The sequence below is a fragment of the Phenylobacterium sp. genome, from assembly GCF_030693405.1.
Classification (GTDB): Bacteria; Pseudomonadota; Alphaproteobacteria; order Caulobacterales; family Caulobacteraceae; genus Phenylobacterium.
Window position 1 is genome coordinate 1 of sequence record NZ_JAUYAW010000061.1, and the last position, 17,324, is coordinate 17,324.

General features: G+C 68.3%; 19 protein-coding genes and 1 pseudogene. 11 read left to right on the forward strand and 9 right to left on the reverse strand.

Annotation, left to right across the window (positions count from 1 at the left end):
* Both Q8N19_RS13005 and Q8N19_RS13010 read left to right on the forward strand, forming a co-directional pair.
* Positions 1–768 (forward strand): glycosyltransferase family 2 protein (locus tag Q8N19_RS13005; RefSeq protein WP_305591310.1); only part of this gene is annotated, 768 nt, incomplete at its 5' end.
* Positions 768–1,544: a polysaccharide deacetylase family protein gene (locus Q8N19_RS13010; RefSeq protein WP_305591312.1), complete on the forward strand. Its 777-nt coding sequence runs from the start codon at positions 768–770 to the stop codon at positions 1,542–1,544. The genes Q8N19_RS13005 and Q8N19_RS13010, both read left to right, overlap by 1 nt.
* Before the next feature lie 7 nt (positions 1,545–1,551).
* On the opposite strand, the gene rsgA is transcribed toward Q8N19_RS13010, so the two are convergent.
* The 4 genes from rsgA to Q8N19_RS13030 all read right to left on the reverse strand — a co-directional run bounded on the left by rsgA (position 1,552) and on the right by Q8N19_RS13030 (position 6,219).
* A complete protein-coding gene (gene rsgA, locus Q8N19_RS13015) occupies positions 1,552–2,619 on the reverse strand; it encodes a ribosome small subunit-dependent GTPase A (RefSeq protein ID WP_305591314.1) in 1,068 nt (355 codons plus the stop codon).
* Positions 2,620–2,668: 49 nt separating this feature from the next.
* Complete coding sequence (locus Q8N19_RS13020) at positions 2,669–3,949, reverse strand: O-antigen ligase (protein ID WP_305591316.1); 1,281 nt, start codon at positions 3,947–3,949, stop codon at positions 2,669–2,671.
* Positions 3,946–4,647 carry a sugar kinase gene (locus tag Q8N19_RS13025; RefSeq protein WP_305591318.1) on the reverse strand — a complete coding sequence of 234 codons (702 nt, stop codon included), beginning with the start codon at positions 4,645–4,647 and terminating at the stop codon, positions 3,946–3,948. Before Q8N19_RS13025 ends, Q8N19_RS13020 begins: the two co-directional genes overlap by 4 nt.
* Before the next feature lie 69 nt (positions 4,648–4,716).
* Positions 4,717–6,219, reverse strand: coding sequence for a GumC family protein (locus tag Q8N19_RS13030; protein ID WP_305591320.1), 1,503 nt, complete (start codon positions 6,217–6,219; stop codon positions 4,717–4,719).
* A 96-nt stretch (positions 6,220–6,315) separates the two neighbouring features.
* Here Q8N19_RS13030 and Q8N19_RS13035 point away from each other — a divergent pair, with 96 nt between their 5' ends.
* Positions 6,316–7,065 (forward strand): polysaccharide biosynthesis/export family protein, encoded by a 750-nt coding sequence (locus Q8N19_RS13035; RefSeq protein ID WP_371133852.1) that lies wholly within the window; start codon positions 6,316–6,318, stop codon positions 7,063–7,065.
* 13 nt (positions 7,066–7,078) lie between these two features.
* On the opposite strand, the gene Q8N19_RS13040 is transcribed toward Q8N19_RS13035, so the two are convergent.
* Complete coding sequence (locus tag Q8N19_RS13040; protein WP_293317415.1) at positions 7,079–7,354, reverse strand: sel1 repeat family protein; 276 nt, start codon at positions 7,352–7,354, stop codon at positions 7,079–7,081.
* Positions 7,355–7,652: 298 nt separating this feature from the next.
* On the opposite strand from Q8N19_RS13040, the gene Q8N19_RS13045 reads away from it, so the two are divergent.
* Together Q8N19_RS13045 and Q8N19_RS13050 are read left to right on the forward strand one after the other, a co-directional pair.
* The gene (locus tag Q8N19_RS13045; protein WP_305591324.1) at positions 7,653–7,991 is read left to right on the forward strand and encodes an RcnB family protein; all 339 of its coding nucleotides are present in this window, start codon (positions 7,653–7,655) and stop codon (positions 7,989–7,991) included.
* 148 nt (positions 7,992–8,139) lie between these two features.
* On the forward strand, positions 8,140–8,655 hold the full coding sequence (locus Q8N19_RS13050; RefSeq protein ID WP_305591326.1) for an RcnB family protein: 516 nt from the start codon (positions 8,140–8,142) through the stop codon (positions 8,653–8,655).
* A 74-nt stretch (positions 8,656–8,729) separates the two neighbouring features.
* Here Q8N19_RS13050 and gatB read toward each other — a convergent pair whose 3' ends face one another.
* Positions 8,730–10,223: an Asp-tRNA(Asn)/Glu-tRNA(Gln) amidotransferase subunit GatB gene (gene gatB / locus Q8N19_RS13055; protein WP_305591328.1), complete on the reverse strand. Its 1,494-nt coding sequence runs from the start codon at positions 10,221–10,223 to the stop codon at positions 8,730–8,732.
* A gap of 123 nt (positions 10,224–10,346) precedes the next feature.
* Here gatB and Q8N19_RS13060 point away from each other — a divergent pair, with 123 nt between their 5' ends.
* Positions 10,347–10,631, forward strand: a complete 285-nt coding sequence (locus Q8N19_RS13060; protein WP_305591330.1) for a hypothetical protein — start codon at positions 10,347–10,349, stop codon at positions 10,629–10,631.
* A gap of 51 nt (positions 10,632–10,682) precedes the next feature.
* Here Q8N19_RS13060 and gatA read toward each other — a convergent pair whose 3' ends face one another.
* The 3 genes from gatA to Q8N19_RS13075 form a co-directional block, all read right to left on the reverse strand.
* Positions 10,683–12,155, reverse strand: a complete 1,473-nt coding sequence (gene gatA, locus Q8N19_RS13065) for an Asp-tRNA(Asn)/Glu-tRNA(Gln) amidotransferase subunit GatA (protein ID WP_305591331.1) — start codon at positions 12,153–12,155, stop codon at positions 10,683–10,685.
* Positions 12,156–12,443: an Asp-tRNA(Asn)/Glu-tRNA(Gln) amidotransferase subunit GatC gene (gene gatC / locus Q8N19_RS13070; protein WP_305591333.1), complete on the reverse strand. Its 288-nt coding sequence runs from the start codon at positions 12,441–12,443 to the stop codon at positions 12,156–12,158.
* 109 nt (positions 12,444–12,552) lie between these two features.
* Positions 12,553–13,461 (reverse strand): sulfotransferase domain-containing protein, encoded by a 909-nt coding sequence (locus Q8N19_RS13075; protein ID WP_305591335.1) that lies wholly within the window; start codon positions 13,459–13,461, stop codon positions 12,553–12,555.
* A gap of 130 nt (positions 13,462–13,591) precedes the next feature.
* On the opposite strand from Q8N19_RS13075, the gene ruvX reads away from it, so the two are divergent.
* From ruvX to Q8N19_RS16980, 5 genes and pseudogenes are all read left to right on the forward strand, one after another.
* Positions 13,592–14,074, forward strand: coding sequence for a Holliday junction resolvase RuvX (gene ruvX / locus Q8N19_RS13080; protein ID WP_305591336.1), 483 nt, complete (start codon positions 13,592–13,594; stop codon positions 14,072–14,074).
* Positions 14,075–14,140: 66 nt separating this feature from the next.
* Positions 14,141–15,118, forward strand: a complete 978-nt coding sequence (locus tag Q8N19_RS13085; protein ID WP_305591338.1) for an aspartate carbamoyltransferase catalytic subunit — start codon at positions 14,141–14,143, stop codon at positions 15,116–15,118.
* The gene (pyrC, locus tag Q8N19_RS13090; protein WP_305591342.1) at positions 15,115–16,413 is read left to right on the forward strand and encodes a dihydroorotase; all 1,299 of its coding nucleotides are present in this window, start codon (positions 15,115–15,117) and stop codon (positions 16,411–16,413) included. Before Q8N19_RS13085 ends, pyrC begins: the two co-directional genes overlap by 4 nt.
* A 135-nt stretch (positions 16,414–16,548) precedes the next feature.
* Entirely contained in the window at positions 16,549–17,205 is a 657-nt protein-coding gene (gene plsY / locus Q8N19_RS13095) for a glycerol-3-phosphate 1-O-acyltransferase PlsY (RefSeq protein ID WP_305591340.1), read from the forward strand.
* A pseudogene (locus Q8N19_RS16980) lies at positions 17,202–17,324 on the forward strand (DNA-protecting protein DprA); the annotation flags it as partial. The gene plsY and the pseudogene Q8N19_RS16980, both read left to right, overlap by 4 nt.

Consider the following 17,324-nt stretch of genomic DNA (forward strand, 5'->3'; position numbering starts at 1 on the left):
ACGGGCGACGCCGCCCTCAGCGCCGCCCTCGAGGCGCTCATCGCCGACCTGCCCCTGCCCATCCGCCTCGTCACCCTGGCCGCCAATGAGGGCCGGGCCAGGGGCCGCAACCGGCTCGTCAGCCACGCCCGGGCCGGCCACTTCCTGTTCCTCGACAGCGACATGGCGCCCGACAGCGGCGGCTTCCTCGGCGCCTGGCTGGCCCTGATCGCAGAGCACGACCCCGCCGTGGCCTTTGGCGGCTTCTCCCTCCAGCAGGTCGAACCCCGCCGCGATCAGGCCCTGCACCGGGCCATGGCCGCCCACAGCGACTGCCTCAGCGCGGCCGAGCGCAGCCTCACGCCGGAGAAGCACGTCTTCACCTCCAACCTGCTGGTGCGCCGGGACGTCTTCGCCGCTGAAGGGTTCGACGAAGGCTTCGCCGGCTGGGGATGGGAGGACGTGGAGTGGGGCATGCGCGTGGCCCGCCGCTGGCCCATCGTCCACATCGACAACACCGCCACCCATCTCGGCCTCGATCCAGCGTCGGTGATCGCCGCCAAGTACGAGCAGTCGGCGGCCAATTTCGCCCGGGTGGTGGCCGCCCATCCCGAGGTGGTCAGCGCCTATCCCAGTTATCGCGCGGCCAAGATCCTGCGGCTTGTTCCCCTGCGCGGGCTCTGGCGGCCGCTGATCAAGGCCTTCGCCCTCAACGACCTGGCGCCGCTGCCCAGCCGCGCCTTCGCCATGCGGCTCTATCGCGCCGCCCTCTACGCCGAGGCCGTATGATGTCGCCCGAGCAAGCCTACCAGCCGGACCGGAGCCTCAAGGGCAAGCTGCGCCGCCGGCTCGTCCGCCTGGCCCACCGCCGCCCCCTCGCCCGCGGGCCTCAGGCCCCCATGGTGTCCTTCACCTTCGATGACGCGCCGCTGACCGCCGCTGAGGCCGGCGCCCGCCTGCTGGAGGCCCGAGGCGCCCGGGGCGTCTTCTATGTCTCGGCGGGCCTGGCCGGGACAGAGGGCCCCATGGGGCGCTTCGCGCAGCCCGCCGACTATGCCCGACTGGCCCAGGCGGGCCACGAGATCGCCTGCCACACCTATTCCCACCTGGACTGCGGCCAGGCCACGGGCGTCGCCGCCGAGGATGACACCGCGCGCAACCGCGCCACCCTCGCCGACTGGGGCGCAGGCCCGGTGAGTCACTTCGCCTATCCCTATGGCGACGTCGCCGCTGGTCCCAAGGGAGCCCTGGGCGGCCGCTATGGCGTGCTGCGCGCCCTGCATCATGGGGTGATCGAGGCGGGCACGGATCTGAACCAGGCGCCGGCTGTGGGGATCGAGGGCCCGAACGGAGAGGCCATCGCCGAACACTGGCTGGCCAGGGCCAAGGCCCGAAACGCCTGGCTGATCCTATATACCCACGATGTGCGGCCAGACCCCTCCCCCTGGGGCTGCACGCCAGACACCCTGGCCCGCCTGATCGACCGGGCGCAGACCAGCGGTATGGAGATCGTCACCGTGGCCGAGGGCGCCGAGCGGCTCGGCGTCACTACCGCCGCCGCCTGAGGACGCCCTAGCCCTCTTCCTCAGCCCGCCGGCGGCGACGTTCAGTCTTGGCCCGGTTGGCCCACAGCTTGCGGTGGGCGATGGCCGCAGCAGGGTCTTCCTTGCGCTCGATGAAGGCGCCCTCGCGGCCGAGCTTGCGATAGCTTTCCAGCCGTTCGACCGACAACTCGCCGGACTTGAGCGCCGCCTGCACCGCGCAGCCCGGCTCGGCCACATGGCCGCAGTCGCGGAACTTGCACTGGCGGGCCAGGGCCTCGATGTCCTCGAAGGTCTGGGCGTTGGCCTCGCCGGGGTCCCAGAGCCCCAGCTCGCGCATGCCCGGCGTGTCCAGGATCAGCGCGCCCCCGGGCAGCAGCACCAGTTCCCGGTGGGTTGTGGTGTGGCGGCCCCGGCCGTCAGTGGCGCGGACCTCGCCCACCGCCTGTCGCGCCTCACCGGCCAGGGCGTTGACCAGGGTAGACTTGCCGACGCCGGACATGCCCAGCATCACCGCCGTGGTCCCGGGCGTCAGATAGGCTCGCAGAGCTTCCAGCCCTTGTCCCGTGGGCGCCGACAGGGCCAGCACCGGCGCGCCGAGCGCTACGGCCTCCACCTGGGCGACCTTCTCGGCCACGTCATCCACCAGATCAGCCTTGGTCAGCACCACCACCGGCTGGGCGCCCGTCCCCCAGGCGGCGGTGAGATAGCGCTCAATCCGGCGCAGATTGAAATCGGTGTCGAGACCTGTGGTCAGCAGCACCACGTCGAAATTGGCCGCCACCACCTGAGGCTTATCCACCACGCCGGCGGCCTTGCGCACGAACTGGCTGGTGCGCGGCATCACCGCACGAATGGTCGAGACGCCCTCGCCGGCCTGCTGCGCGACGGCCACCCAGTCGCCCACCACCGGCAGACCCGTGGTCGAGGCGTTGTGCAGGAACCGGCCGGCGGTCTCGGCGGAGAATTCTCCGCCCTCCCCCATCAGCACAAACCGGGCGCGGTGCTGGATCACCACCCGCGCGGGGACCAGGCCCTCGCGCGCAAAGGGGGCGAAGTCACGGTCCAGCGCCTGCGTCCAGCCGTAGGAGGTCAGCAAATGGTGTCGTCCTTGGAGGCCGTCGGCAGGGAGCTACGGCGGAGGGGCCTCACCCCCGACGGGCCTCGATCTCGCGGTCCGGCCAGGCCAGCTTCACCGCGATCGCCAGAAACAGCACCCAGCGGAAGTCATTATAGGTCACCGCGATGCTCTCGGTGATGGTCATCAGGCTGTAGACGATCAGAAAGGGCGCGGCGAGATAGGCGCCCTTGTCCCGGAACAGGGCCACCCCGGCCAAGATCACGGTCTGGGCGTACAGCAGGGCGAAGGCCGCCAACCCCAATATCCCCATGCCCAGCCACTGCTCGATCCAGGAATTATGGGCGTGCTGCGGGGTGAAGCCGGCGTCCTGGGTCATCTGGGCCAGCGGCGCCCACGCGCCCAGATCATCCCATACGACCCCAAAGCCGAACCCCGTCCAGGGCCGGCTCTCGATCTGGGTCATGGCCGCGGCCCAGATCTCGGTTCGTCCGGTGAGGGTGGCGTCCTTCCCCAGCAGGTCGAAAATGGCGTCGGCGGCCAGCAGGACCACGCCCAGCCCCATCCCCGCCCCGACGATGGCCAGCCAGAGAATGGCCACCCGGGTGGCGGGCCCCCGTCTGACGATGGCCACGAACATCAGCCCGCCCAGCCCCAGGATCAGCGCCACCAGCGAGGTCTTGGAGGTGGACATCAGGGTCAGCAGCAGGGCCAGACCTGCGAACCCCCACCACAGGAACCGCCGCTGCGGATTGAGCATGGCCGCGGCGCCCATGATGGCGAAGCCGAGCGCCATATTGCCGCCCAGCGCATTCTTCTCCGACCAGACGCCGCGCCAGGCGCCGGGAAAGATCTCCTGCATGATCCCCACCGAAGGCAGGGCGAGCGGCACGAGGAATGAGATCACCGCCAGGATGGCGAAGGCCGCGCCGGCCACCTCGGCCAGCTCCGACCACTTCAGCCGCGAGGCCAGCACCACGCCGCCGAGCGCTGAGCAATAGGCGGCGAACACCCGCCGCAGGGTCTGGTCCGGGGCGATAGACCACAGGGTTGAGGCCGCCACCAGCAGCATCAGAGCCACCAGGAAGGGCTGGCGCAGCAGGGCCTGGAAGGTGGCGCCCGGCGAGACCGTCAGCAGCAGGAATCCCGCCGCATAGGCCGGTAGATAGAGGGCGCGGATCAGACCGCCCTGGCTGACATCGGCCTGCGGCCCCATCAGCGGGAAGACCCAGGCCTGGCTGTAGACCAGCAGCAGGAAGACCGAGGCGCCGGCCAGCAGCAGCCGCCAGGCCGTCAGCGGCGGCGCTGGCGCCTGCCGCACCAGGGACGGCGCATAGGCGAGCCGGTTCACCGCAGGAAGGCGCGGGCGAACGGCGGCTGCTCCACCGTCGCGCGGTTGAAGAAGAGGCCGACCACATCGGCGCCTGCGCCTGTGAGGGCGTCGCGCAGCAGGGCCGGCGCGCGGACATCGACCTCGTCGGCGGCCACCACCATCAGGGTCTGGTCCATGAAGGGCGCCACCGTCATGGCCGCCTGCGACCGGTCGGCCGAGGGACAGTCGACAATGATCAGGTCGGCGAACCGCCGCAGGGCGCTCCAGTAGTCGCCCTCCCCCAGGATGTGGACGCTTTGACGCCCGCGCAGGGCTTCGCGCCGGAAGCGCGTGACCCACCAGCGGGCCGCCCCCACCCGGTGGGCGGCGAGATAGCGGGCGTCGGGCCAGGGCTTTCCGTCGGGCCCCTGGGCCGGTGGCTGGATGGAGAAGAAGATCGAGCCGTCCGGGCTCGCCGCGGCCGGCTGGCCCAGCAGGCCGTAGCGATCGCTCTCGGCGGCCACGGCTTCGTGCTGCGGCGAGGCCATCAGGTCCAGGTCCACCAGCCAGACCGAGCGGCCGGCCCGACGGGCGGCGAAAAAGGCGAGCTCCCGCGCCACGGTGGAGGCGCCCTCGCCCCGCCGCGCCGACACGATCTGGATGGTGCGCGCGCGACCGGCCGCAGGCGCCCCGAGGGACGCCCAGAGTTCAGCCATCTCGGCGTTGAGGTTCACCATGACTCGAATCGCCGCGCACTCACTGAGGCGAGCCTATCGGAAAGCGACATGCCGCGCCGAAGTCATCGGTCAGGTCGCCTTCAGGGGCGCCATGCCCAGCACGGGCAGGTCAAGGGTGCGCGAGGCCGAGGCCGGCGTCGGCAGGCCGGGCCGCAGGAACATCCGCAGCAGACCGGCGCACAGGGCGGTGAAGCCTGCGAACAGAAAGGCCAGGACCAGCACAGGCTTCTTCAGGCTTGAACCCCTGGCCGGGGCCGTGGCTCGCTGCACGATGCGGATATTGTCGTTCGAGGCCGAGGCGATTTCCCGGGCCGCGCGGCTCTGCTCTTCACGGACCGCGAAGTCACGGACATTGGCCTGCAGGACGTCCCTGTCGAGGCTGAGCGCCTGGAAGCGCGGCTCAAGCTCGGCCAGCTTCAGGCGGCGATCGAGAAGCTGGCTCATCTGGGTGTTCAGGGCGTCAAGCGACTGGCGCAGGGCGGCCACCTCGGCCTGCAGCTGGATCCGTTCGGTCTGCAGGGTCTGGTAGACAGGGTTGACTCCGATGCGGCGGGCGCCGTCGCCGGTGGTGCGGCCCTCGGAAATCCCAACCTCCAGGCGCGCGATCTGGGCGTCCAGTTCGCGCACCGGCTGGGCGTCGGCGCGATAGCGGCCCAGCAGGTCTTCCCGCTGCAGCTTCAATTCGATCAGCTTGTCGGAAGCGGCGTTGTTCACGTCGCGATAGAGGCCGACCTCGGGCGCGACCTGTCCCATCTGCGACTGCAGAGCCGCCAACCGGCCGCTGCGGTCCTGCAACTGCGCCTCGGTCAGGTATTTTTGCTGCTCGATCTGCGACTGCAACTGCGACAGAGCGGCCTTCTCGGCGACGAAGTCGGCGATCCGGTTGCTGGTCAGGAATTCCTCATAGGCCGCATCGGCCTCTCCGAGCCGCGCCTCGAAGGCCTGGCGCTGCAGGGCCATGGCCGGGGCGTTGGCCTCCACCAGAATGGTGCGCCGATAGATCAGGTACTCTTCCAGCAGGGTGTTGAGCACCAGGGCGGCGGTCCGGGGATCCTCATGGGTGAAGACCAGCCGCACAATCGGGGTGTCCGGGGCCGTCTGGATCTTGAGACTGGTCTCCATCCCCCGGATCGCCTGCCCCATGATCACGCGCTTCTCGGCGGCCGAGGCCTCGGCGAACTTCTTGGCCAATTCCGGGTAGACGCGCATCAGGCCCAGCCGGTCGATGACCCGCTGCTTCAGCTCGCTTGACCCGATGATCTCGGTCTCGGACTGGATCACCTGGTCGGAGTCCGGCACGGCGCCACGGCCAGCGTCCCCTGCCCGGGGTTCATAGACATACTCCTGGCCCAACCGGACCAGAATGCTGGAGCTCGCCGGATAGGTCGTCTTCAGCGTCAGGGCCAGGGCCGCCCCGATGACGAACAGGACGGCGAACACCGCCAGCATGAGAAACCGCTCGCGCCACAGCAGGACGACAAAGTCGGACGGGGCATAGCGAGGCCTCGCCACCCACTCGGAGCGTGGCGCGGCGTCGTGCGATCTGACGGTCCAGGCGCTCGTGGCGGCCATAGCGAATCCGGTAATCCCAGGGGAGACTTCAGCTGACCGTGGCGGGCCGCGCTTAAGACTTCGTTACCCATTCCTGTTAACCCTGACGCCATGCTGATCCGACGCCGCTATCGCGCCCTGACAAGCCTCGCCGCCGCCCTCGTCGCCGCCGGCTGCGGCGGCGTGCGGGCCATGCCCGGCGCCGAACATGTCGGCCTGGCGCCGCCGGCGCATGAAGCCCGCTTCGCCAACATCCCCTATGCGCAGTGGACCGAGGATGAGCCGGCTTATCGATTCTATCCGGGCGATGAGATCGAGGTGGCGGTGCCTTCGGCGCCCGAGCTGACCAAGACCGTCACGGTCCAGCCGGACGGCCGGATCACCGTTCCCCTGATCCCGCCGGTGATGGCGGCCGACCGTACGACTTTGCAGCTGGAGGCGGCCTTGTCCCAGGCCTATGGGGCGCATCTCCTGCGCCCCGACGTCTTCGTGACCGCCAAGGCCGCGCCGCTAAAGGTGTTTGTCGGCGGCGAGGTGGGCGCGCCGGGGGTCTATGACATGCAGGGCGACGGGGACGCCCTGAGGGCCGTGATCCAGGCTGGCGGGTTCCGGCCCACCGCCGATCGCAGCAAGGTCATCATCATCCGTCGAGGTTCAGATGGGCAAGGCATGATGCGAACCGCTGACCTGTTGTCGGGGTTGCGGCAGCCCACCGCCGACCTAGTGCCCCTGCGGCGCTTCGACATCATCTACGTGCCCCGCAGCGGGGTCGCCAACGCCGGACTGTTCGTCCAGCAGTATTTCCGGGACCTGTCGCCGATCCAGTTCGGGTTCAGCTATGCGCTGGGCCAAACCGGCGTGAACTGACGCCCTGGCTAGCTCAGCCCTGAGCCAGCCATTCCCGTGCGGCGCGCTGGGCCTCGGCCACATCTTCCGACGCCATCTCCTGGGACAGTTCCTTGCGGTAGACCTTGGCTTCGATCGAGCCCTTCATGGCCGCCAGGTTGAACAGCATGTGCGCCGACACATAGTCGAGCGGCGCGCCGCCCTGACCCGTCGAATAGAGCATGCCCAGCCGGAACAGTTCGTCCCCCGAGGCTTCGGGGCCCGGCAGGGGAAGGCCTTCGGCTTGTCCCACTTCCACGTTCGCAAACATGACTTCCACGTCCTCATCCAGCGGCGGGCGGCGTTCTGACGCCCCTGTCCCGCTATCCATGGGGCTACAAAAGTCGAGATCGACTGAACATATGGTTAAGTCCGAAAAGAAGTCGAATTCATGCGACATTCTGGCAGACTTCGGCCTGCTTACTGCTGCGAAACCTTCATCTACGCACAGTTAACGCCACCCATCCGACGCCCTTGCCCTCACCACAGCAAGGCGCCCTTTGGGCCGCCGGGAGCCGAAGCCCCCTTGAGACGTTAAAGCATGGAGGGACGTACACGAGGCGCCAGTTATGAAGTCGATATTGATCACCGCGGCCGCGGTTATGGTCCTGGCCGCGCCAACCGCCACCATCGCCCAGCCTGCCCATGGGCACGATCGCGGCAAGGCGGTGGGGAAGGCTCACCCGCATGGCATGCCGCCCGGCCAGGCCAAGAAGCAGTGGCAGCGGGGCGAACACATTCCCCGGGCCTATGTCACGGAGCGGAACTATTACATCACCGAGCCGGCTCGATACCGTCTCAGTCCGCCGCCGGCGGGGTACGAATGGGTCAGGGTCGGGGACGATGTCTATCTGGCTCAGACCCAGACCGGCCTGATCGCTGAAGTCGTTCGAAGCCTGTTCAACTAGGCGTGCCTATCTCCCGCCGCGCGCTCCGACCGGCATGGTGAACCTGACTTAACTGTTCAGTTTCTATTCAGGGCGGGCCGCTCATCTTCCAGCTATCGGGGGATGTGGCGGCCCGCCTCAGCGGGCCCGCAGAAAACGGAGACGTAGAATGAGACGTCTGATCTTGAGTCTCGCGGCCATGGCTGCGGTTGCGGGCCCCATCGCGGCGTCGGCCACCGCCGCCCAGGCCCAGTCCTGGGACCGCCGAGAGCATCATGCCGACCGTCGGGGTGATCACTGGGACCGGCGGGACGACCGCCGCGATGATCGCCGTGACCATCGCTATGACCGGCGCGACCATCGCTATGACAACCACCACTACCCGCCGCCGCGGGCTCAGTCCTGGGACCACCGCCGCTACAACGGCTACTACTACCAGAACCGCTGGTCCTATGGCCCGCCGCCGGTGGTCTATTACAGCCACCCGCAGTACCGGCCGGGCTATGTGGCCTGGCGGCGCGGGGCCGTCCTGCCGCCCCACTATCGCGGCTATGTGGTGCACGACTACCACCGCTATCGCCTGCGGCCGCCGCCGCGGGGCTATGCCTGGCACCAGGTGGGCAACGACTATCTGCTCGCCGCCGTGGCCACCGGCATCATCTTCGAGATCATCAGCGGTCGCTGAATCTCCTTGAACGACAAGGGCCCCGGATCATCGATCCGGGGCCCGCTTTGTCTTGAAACGCGATCCAGCGCCCGTCAGAGGCCGAGCTTGGCCTTGAGAAGCTGATTGACCGTCCCGGGGTTGGCCTTACCGCCGGTGGCCTTCATCACCTGGCCGACGAACCAGCCAATGGCCTGGGGCTTTTCCTTCACCGACTCCGCCTGGGCCGGGTTACCGGCGATCAGGCCATCGATGATGGCTTCCAGCTCGCCGGTGTCGGAGACCTGCGTCAGGCCCTGCTTCTCGACGATCTCCGCCGGTGCGCCCTCGCCCGCCCACATGCGTTCAAAGACGTCCTTGGCGATCTTCGACGAGATGACCCCCTCCTCGATCAGCTTGACCAGATCGGCGATCTCGCCAGCGCTGATCGGGCTGTTCTCGATATCCAGGCCCGCCGCCGTCAGCCGGGCGGCCAGGTCGTTGGTCACCCAGTTGGCCACCAGCTTGGCGTCGCGGCCCTTGGCGGCGGCCTCGAAGAAGTCGGCCCGGGCCTGCTCGCCCACCAGCACCCCGGCGTCATAGGCCGACAGGCCATACTGGCTCTGCAGCCGCGCCTTCTTGGGGTCAGGCAGCTCCGGCAGGCTGTCCTCGATGGCCTTCACCCAGGCGGGGTCCAGCTCCAGCGGCAAAAGGTCGGGATCAGGGAAGTAGCGATAGTCATGCGCCTCTTCCTTGGAGCGCATGGACCGGGTCTCGCCCTTGCCGGGGTCGAACAGGCGGGTTTCCTGGTCGATCTTGCCGCCGTCCTCCAGGATCTCGATCTGCCGGCGGGCCTCGTACTCGATGGCCTGCTGGATGAAGCGGTAGGAGTTGACGTTCTTGATCTCGCAGCGGGTGCCCAGGTGGCTGAAGTCCCCTGTGGCGCGGAACTTCTCGTAGGCGCCGGGGCGACAGACGGAGACGTTCACGTCGGCGCGCAGATTGCCCTTCTCCATGTCCCCGTCGCAGGTGCCCAGATAGACGAGGATGGTCCGCAGCTTCTTCACATAAGCGGCCGCCTCCGGCGCGCTGCGCATGTCGGGGCGCGAAACGATCTCCATCAGGGCGGTGCCAGCCCGGTTCAGGTCCACATAGGTGGAGTCCGGGTCCTGGTCGTGCAGCGACTTGCCGGCGTCCTGCTCCAGGTGCAGCCGCTCGATCCGCACGGTGATGGTCTCGCCGTCGTCCAGCTCCACCAGGACCTCGCCCTCGCCAACGATGGGCTCCTTGAACTGGCTGATCTGATAGCCCTGCGGCAGGTCCGGATAGAAGTAGTTCTTCCGATCGAACGTGGACTTCAGATTGATCTGCGCCTTCAGGCCCAGGCCCGTGCGCACGGCCTGCTCCACACAGCGGCGATTGATGACCGGCAGCATGCCGGGCATGGCCGCGTCCACCAGGCTGACCTGGGCGTTGGGTCCGGCGCCGAAGCCGACAGCTGCGCCGGAAAAGAGCTTGGCGTTGGAGGCGACCTGGGCGTGGATTTCCAGCCCAAGGACCACTTCCCAGGGACCGGTGCGGCCCTGGATCAACTTGGTGTTCTCAGTCATGCGCTCTTCCTAATCCCAGCCGCCTCCCTGCGGAAGCGGCCAAGTTAAACCCCTTGCGAAACGCCTGCGCCTGCCGCTCACTCCGCCTCGGCAACAACGCCGTTCCAGGGAGGAACTCCATCCATGCGCAAGGCCATTATGACGGGCGCCCTCGCCCTTTCGCTGACGCTCGCCGCCGTGTCCGGCGCCGCAGCGTCCACGCTCAGCATCGAATCCAATTCCGTGGCCGAGCTAGTCGCCGACGAAAAGGCCAAGGCGGTGCTGGAGAAGCACATTCCCGGCATCAGCACCCACCCCTCCTACGACATGTTCAAGAGCATGACGCTGGTTGAGCTGAAGCCCTTCTCCGAAGGCCTGATCACCGACGACACCCTGGCGGCCATCAAGAGCGAACTGGCCACAGACTGAGCCCCGGCGTAACCGCTTCCGTCCGGCGCCTGAACGGCCGGACGGAGGCGCCTACCACCAGCGGTCCGGACGGGCCGTGAAGCCCGCGGCCTGTTCGATCACCCCACCCAGGGAGAACAGCGAGCCTTCGTCCAGGGCCCGGCCGATCAGCTGCAAGCCCAGCGGCAGACCCTTGGCGTCGACGCCGGCCGGAACGCTCATCCCCGGCAGACCGGCCAGGTTCACCGTCACGGTGAAGATGTCGTTCAGATACATGGCCACCGGATCATCGGCGTTCTCGCCCAGCGGGAAGGCCGCCGAAGGCGCCGTCGGCGTCAGCAGGGCGTCCACCTTCTCGAAGGCCTGGTCGAAGTCGTCGGCGATGCGCTGACGGACCTTCTGAGCCTTGAGGTAATAGGCGTCGTAATAGCCCGCCGACAGCACATAGGTGCCGATCAGGATGCGGCGCTTGACCTCTTCGCCGAAGCCCGCCGCGCGGGTCTGCTCATAGGTCTCGGTCAGATTGGCGCCGTCGACCCGCAGGCCGTAGCGCATGCCGTCATACCGGGCGAGGTTAGACGAGGCTTCGGCCGGGGCGACGATGTAATAGGCCGGCAGGGCGTACTTGGTGTGCGGCAGCGACACCTCGACGATCTCGCAGCCGGCTTCCTTCAGCCAGGCGATGCCCTGCTCCCAGAGCTGCTCGATCTCGGCGGGCATGCCCTCGACCCGGTACTCCTTGGGGATGCCCACCCGCATGCCCTTCACCGACTTGCCCACGAAGCTGGCGAAATCCGGAACGGCGATATCCAGGCTTGTGGAATCCCGGGCGTCATGCCCGGCCATGGAGGTCAGCAGCAGGGCCGCGTCCTCCACGGTCCGGGCGATGGGGCCAGCCTGGTCCAGGGACGAGGCGAAGGCCACCACGCCCCAGCGCGAACAGCGGCCATAGGTCGGCTTGATCCCCACTGTCCCGGTCAGGGCCGCGGGCTGGCGGATGGAGCCGCCGGTGTCGGTGGCCGTCGCGCCCAGGCAGAGCTGGGCGGCGACCGCCGCGGCCGAGCCGCCAGATGAGCCGCCCGGCGTCAGCGGCGTGGTTTCGCCCGCTCCGCGCCAGGGATTGATCACCGGGCCGAACGCGCTGGTCTCATTGGACGAGCCCATGGCGAACTCGTCCATGTTCAGCTTGCCCAGCATGACCGCCCCGTCCCGCCAGAGATTGGCGGTGACGTTCGACTCATAGGTCGGGCGGAACTCGCCGAGGATTTTCGAGCAGGCTGTGGAGCGCACGCCCTCGGTGCAGAACAGGTCCTTGATGCCGAGCGGCGCGCCGTCCAGGGCGCCGGCCTCACCTTGGGCGCGGCGGGCGTCGCTGGCCTGCGCCATGGCCAACGCCTTGTCAGGCGTCTCCAGCACATAGGCGTTCAACGCCCGGGCCTGTTCCACCGCCTCGATGTGGGCGCGGGTCAGCTCAACGGAGGAAAAGGCCTTGGACTCAAGGCCTTCCAGGGCGGACTTGAGGGTGAGCCTGGTCAGGTCGCTCATCTATTCCACCACCTTGGGGACAACGAAGAAGTCCTTGGCCGACTTGGGCGCATTGGCCAGCACCTTGGCGGGATCGCCGCCCTCGGTGACCACGTCCTCGCGCATGGGCAGACCCTGGTGGACCACCGAGGTCATGGGTTCGATCCCGTCGGTGTCCACCTCGTTCAGCATCTCGATCCAGGTCAGGATGCCGTTGAGTTCGCGGGCGAGCGGTTCGATGCGCTCTTCCGGTTCGGCGATGCGCGCCAGCTTGGCGACCTTGCGCACGGTCGCCGCGTCGATGGCCATGGGGGCCTCCTTGCAATCTGACCCGTGGGTTAGCCGTGCGACGCCACCTTTGACAAGCGCCCGCGACGCAATCGCGCGCCTGACGTCCGTCGGCGCCTGGCGCGCGACTCTAGACCGTCCCGCCTGACGCCAGCCATCCGGCGCAGTCGGGGCCCAGCTCCGCCATCGCCCGGGCCTCATAGGCGGCGATGTCGGCGGGAGTCAGGACGTCACGCCAGCGGCCGTTGACGCCCTTGTTGATGAAGGTCTGGGCGCCGCCCTCGAAGATCGCCCCGCCCAGCGGCGCGACATTCTCCGCATGGGCCTTCATCCAGTCGAAGGAGCAGTGTTCCAGGATCGTCGGCCAGCGCTCCTCGGGAATGTCGCAGTCCAGGAAGGCCGCGATTTTTCGCATCTCGCCTTCCAGGTCCTGCTTGAGGTCGTTGAAATGGACCAGCATGACGTTGGGCAGGTCTCGGATCGCCCACCAGGTGGCGATATTCTCCCAATAGGCCCAGAACGGCGCGCCATCCTGCTCAAGCCAGGTGAGGAAATAGCGGCGGATGTCGGGGTCGGGCCGCTCGATCGGCGGGCCCACCCGGCCCGGCGTGTCGTTCATCGCGTCATACCAGAGCTGATTGGCCCCGGCATGGTGGTTGTAGAGGCTCCAGACCACGTCGCGGCCGTCCCGGCCGATATAGAGATACCTGGCCTTGGGCGAGAAGGTCAGGGCGTCCACCGGCAGATGGGTCTTCATGATCCGCCGGTGGGTCTGCGCCGCCAGGATGTCGGGAAGGTTCGGCGGCATGACCCGCAGGTCCACCCAAGGCGAAAGCTCCGCCACCTTCACCTCGGGATCGCCGGCGAAGATCAGCTGGCCCACGATGTGCTGCGTCCAGGTGGTGCCGGACTTGGCGTAGGTGGCCACCACCACATCGTCGTCCCGGAAGTCGATCCGGTCCCAGACAGTGGAATCCATATGGTGGTTGTGGATGTCCCGCGACTTGCGCGGCCAGTCGATCGTTCCCGTCGTCGTCATCTCAACCCCCGCCCTGCCCCGCTGGTCTAGCGGCAAGCTTGGCCTTGACCAATACCGGAGGTCGATGGACCGGCGGCCTGGCGGCCGGAAATCCCGTGGCGCGCCGGGGCGCCGATGGTATGAGCGGCCTATGCCCGTTCTCGACCTGCTGGACCTGCCTGCCGCCCTGCCCCCGATCGCGCCCGTGGTCGGGCTGGACCTGGGGGAAAAGACCATCGGCGTCGCGGTGTCCGACGGCATGCGGATGGTGGCCTCGCCGCTGAAGCTGATCCGCAAGACCAAGTTCACCCAGGACGCCGAGCAGCTGTTTTCCCTGATGGACGACCGCAAGGCCGTGGGCGTGATCATCGGCCTGCCGATCAACATGGACGGAACCGAAGGGACGCGCTGCCAGTCCAGCCGCGCCTTCGCCCGCAACCTCCTGCGGCTGCGCGACCTGCCCATCGCCTTCTGGGACGAGCGGATGAGCTCCATGGCCGTCAACCGCATGCTGGTCGATGAAGTCGACATGACCCGGGTCCGCCGGGGCGAGGTGGTCGACAAGACCGCCGCGGCCTGGATCCTCCAGGGCGCCCTGGAGCGCCTGCGCAACCTGCCAGCGGCGAAGGCCTAGGGTGATGGGCGTGCGCAGGACAGGCGTCTTGGCGAGACCGCCCCGCCCCCTTAAGAGGACGGCCCCATGAGCGCCCCCGATTCCGGTCTGATCGACGTCCTGGGGAAGACCTTCCCCTTCCCCAAGCGCCACTTCCTGTCGGTCCTGGACCTGAACCCGGTGGAGGTGACCGACCTGCTGAACCTGGCTGACGGCTTCGTCGCCCTCAACCGCCAGACCTCGAAGAAGCTTGACCTGCTCAAGGGTCGGACGCTGATGAACCTGTTCTTCGAGAACTCCACCCGCACCCAGAGCTCCTTCGAGCTGGCTGGCAAGCGGCTGGGCGCCGATGTGGTCAATATGAGCCCGCGGGCCTCGTCCATCTCCAAGGGCGAGACCCTGATCGACACCGCCGTGACGCTGAACGCCATGCAGCCGGACCTGCTGGTGGTGCGCCACGCCTCGTCGGGCGCGGCCTCCCTGCTGTCGCAGAAGGTGTCCTGTTCGGTCATCAACGCCGGCGACGGCCAGCACGAACATCCCACCCAGGCCCTGCTGGACGCGCTCTCCATGCGCCGGGCCTTTGGCCGCATCGCCGGCCTGCGCGTGGCCATCTGCGGCGATGTCCTGCACAGCCGGGTGGCGCGCTCCAATGTCGGGCTCTTGCAGATGATGGGCGCCGAGGTCCGGCTTGTCGGCCCGCCGACCCTGATGCCCGCCGAAGCCGACCGCTGGGGCTCCGAAGTGTTCCACGACCTGCGCAAGGGCATAGCCGGCTGCGACGTAGTGATGATGCTGCGCCTGCAGCTGGAGCGCATGGACGGGGTCCTCGCGCCCTCCCAGCGGGAGTACTTCCGCTTCTTTGGTCTCGACCGGGAGAAGCTGGCCTGCGCCGCCCCCCATGTCCGCGTCATGCATCCCGGCCCCATGAACCGCGGGGTGGAGATCGATTCCGAGGTGGCCGACGACCTGGCCGTCAGCCTGATCCAGGATCAGGTGGAGATGGGCGTCGCCGCCCGCATGGCGGTGCTCGCCGCCCTTTCGGCAAGGCTGGATAACGACTGATGGCTTCCCGTCCCCTGGCGATCCTCAACGCCCGCCTCGTTGATCCGGCGTCCGGCCAGGACGAGCGCGGCGCCCTGCTGGTCAAGAACGGCAAGATCGCAGACCTGGTCTTCGGCGGCGAGCTGGGGACCCTGTCCGACGACATCGAGACCCTGGACGCCCGCGGCGCCATGCTCAGCCCAGGCCTCATCGACCTGCGGGTCAAGACCGGCGAGCCGGGCGCCGAGCCCAAGGAAACGCTGAAGTCGGCCGCGCTCGCCGCCGCCGCCGGCGGTGTGACCTCCATCGTCGTCCAGCCCGACACCTCGCCGGTGGTGGATGATCCCTCGGTGGTGGATTTCATCCTGCGCCGGGCCCGCGATATCGAGTTGGTCCACGTCTATCCCGCAGGCGCCGCCACCAAGGGCCTGCTGGGCGAACGCATGGCCGAGATCGGTCTGATGCGCGACGCCGGCTGCGTCTATGTCACCGACGCCGACCATCCCATCGTCAATTCCAAGGTCTTCCGCCGCCTGCTGGCCTATGCCCGCAGCTTCGGGGTGCTGGTGGCCCACCGGCCAGCCGATCCCTGGCTGTCGGCCGGCGCTGCGGCCACCGAGGGCGTGCTGGCCGGTCGCATGGGCCTCCCGTCGGTCCCGCGCATCGCCGAAAAGATCATGCTGGAGCGCGATCTCGCCCTGGTCGAGCTGACCGGCGGACGGCTGCTGGTGGACCAGATCACCACCGCCTGCGCCCTGGAGAGCCTGGAGCGCGGCAAGGCTCGCGGCCTGGACGTGACGGCGACCACCTCGATCAATCACCTGTCCTTCAACGAGGTGGACATCGGCGACTACCGCACCTTCTGCAAGGTGGACCCGCCCCTGCGCGGCGAGGACGACCGCCAAGCGACCATTGAGGCCCTGGCCACAGGCCTCATCGACATCGTCGTCTCGGCCCACGCCCCGGCGCCGGCCGAGGACAAGCGGCTGCCCTATGACGAGGCCGCGCCCGGCGCTGTGGGCCTGCAGACCCTGCTGCCGGCCCTGCTGGCCTTCCATCACGAGGGGCGCATCCCGCTCATCGACCTGATGGCCAAGGTGACCAGCCGCCCCGCCGCCCTGCTGGGTCTGCCCGCGGGCCGCCTGGCCAAGGGCGCGCCGGCCGACCTCGTCCTCTGCGATCTGGCCGCGCCAATGGTCGTGGAGCTGGCGGACCTGAAATCAAAGTCCAAGAACTCCCCGTTCGACGGCCGCCGCCTGCAGGGCGTGGTCCGCATGACCCTGGTGGATGGGCGGATCGTCTACCGCAGGGACTAATGCCGGCGCCATCTTGCCAAATGCGCGCGCCTGGAACAAAACAGAAACAACAAGCGCGGCGGTGACGGCGGCCCGGGGCAGGTCTAGGACTAGGCGAACGGAAGCGCCACAGAAGCAGACGACGGGGGACACGCCATGCCGACCGACCAGCTCAGCCCGATGCTCATCGCCATCGCCGTCATCGGCGGCTATCTCCTGGGCTCCATACCCTTTGGCGTCATCGCCACCCGCCTGGGCGGCGCCGGCGACGTGCGCTCCATAGGATCGGGCAATATCGGGGCGACCAATGTCCTGCGCACCGGTCGTAAGGACCTGGCCCTGCTCACCCTGCTGGGCGACGGGGGCAAGGGCGCCCTGGCCGTCTTCATCGCCTGGTTCCTGACGAAGGATGCGCCGCAGGGCGTCCAGGCGACCCTGACCTCCCTGGCCGGCGGAGCGGCCTTCATCGGCCACATCTTCCCGGTCTGGCTGAAGTTCAAGGGCGGCAAAGGGGTCGCCACCTTCTTCGGCACCTTGCTGGCTGCGGCCTGGCCGGTGGGCATGCTGGCCGGCGCCACCTGGATCGTGATGGCCCTGGTCTTCCGCATGTCGTCCCTGGCGGCCCTGACGGCGGCCGTGGCCGCCCCGGTCTATGTCTTTCTCACCGACCGCCCCTATCCGGTGGCGGTGCTGGCCGTGCTCATGGCCGTGCTGATCTTCATCCGCCACAAGGACAATATCGGCCGGCTGCTGAAGGGCGAGGAGCCGAAAATCGGCGGCAAGAAGGCCGTCGCGCCCGCGGACCCTGCATGACCGAGACCCTGTCGCCTGAGGCCAGACGGGACTGGCTGCGGCTGGCCCGCACCGAGGGCGTGGGGCCCGTCACCTTCGACCAGCTGATCCGTCGCTATGCCGAGCCCTCCCGCGCCTTG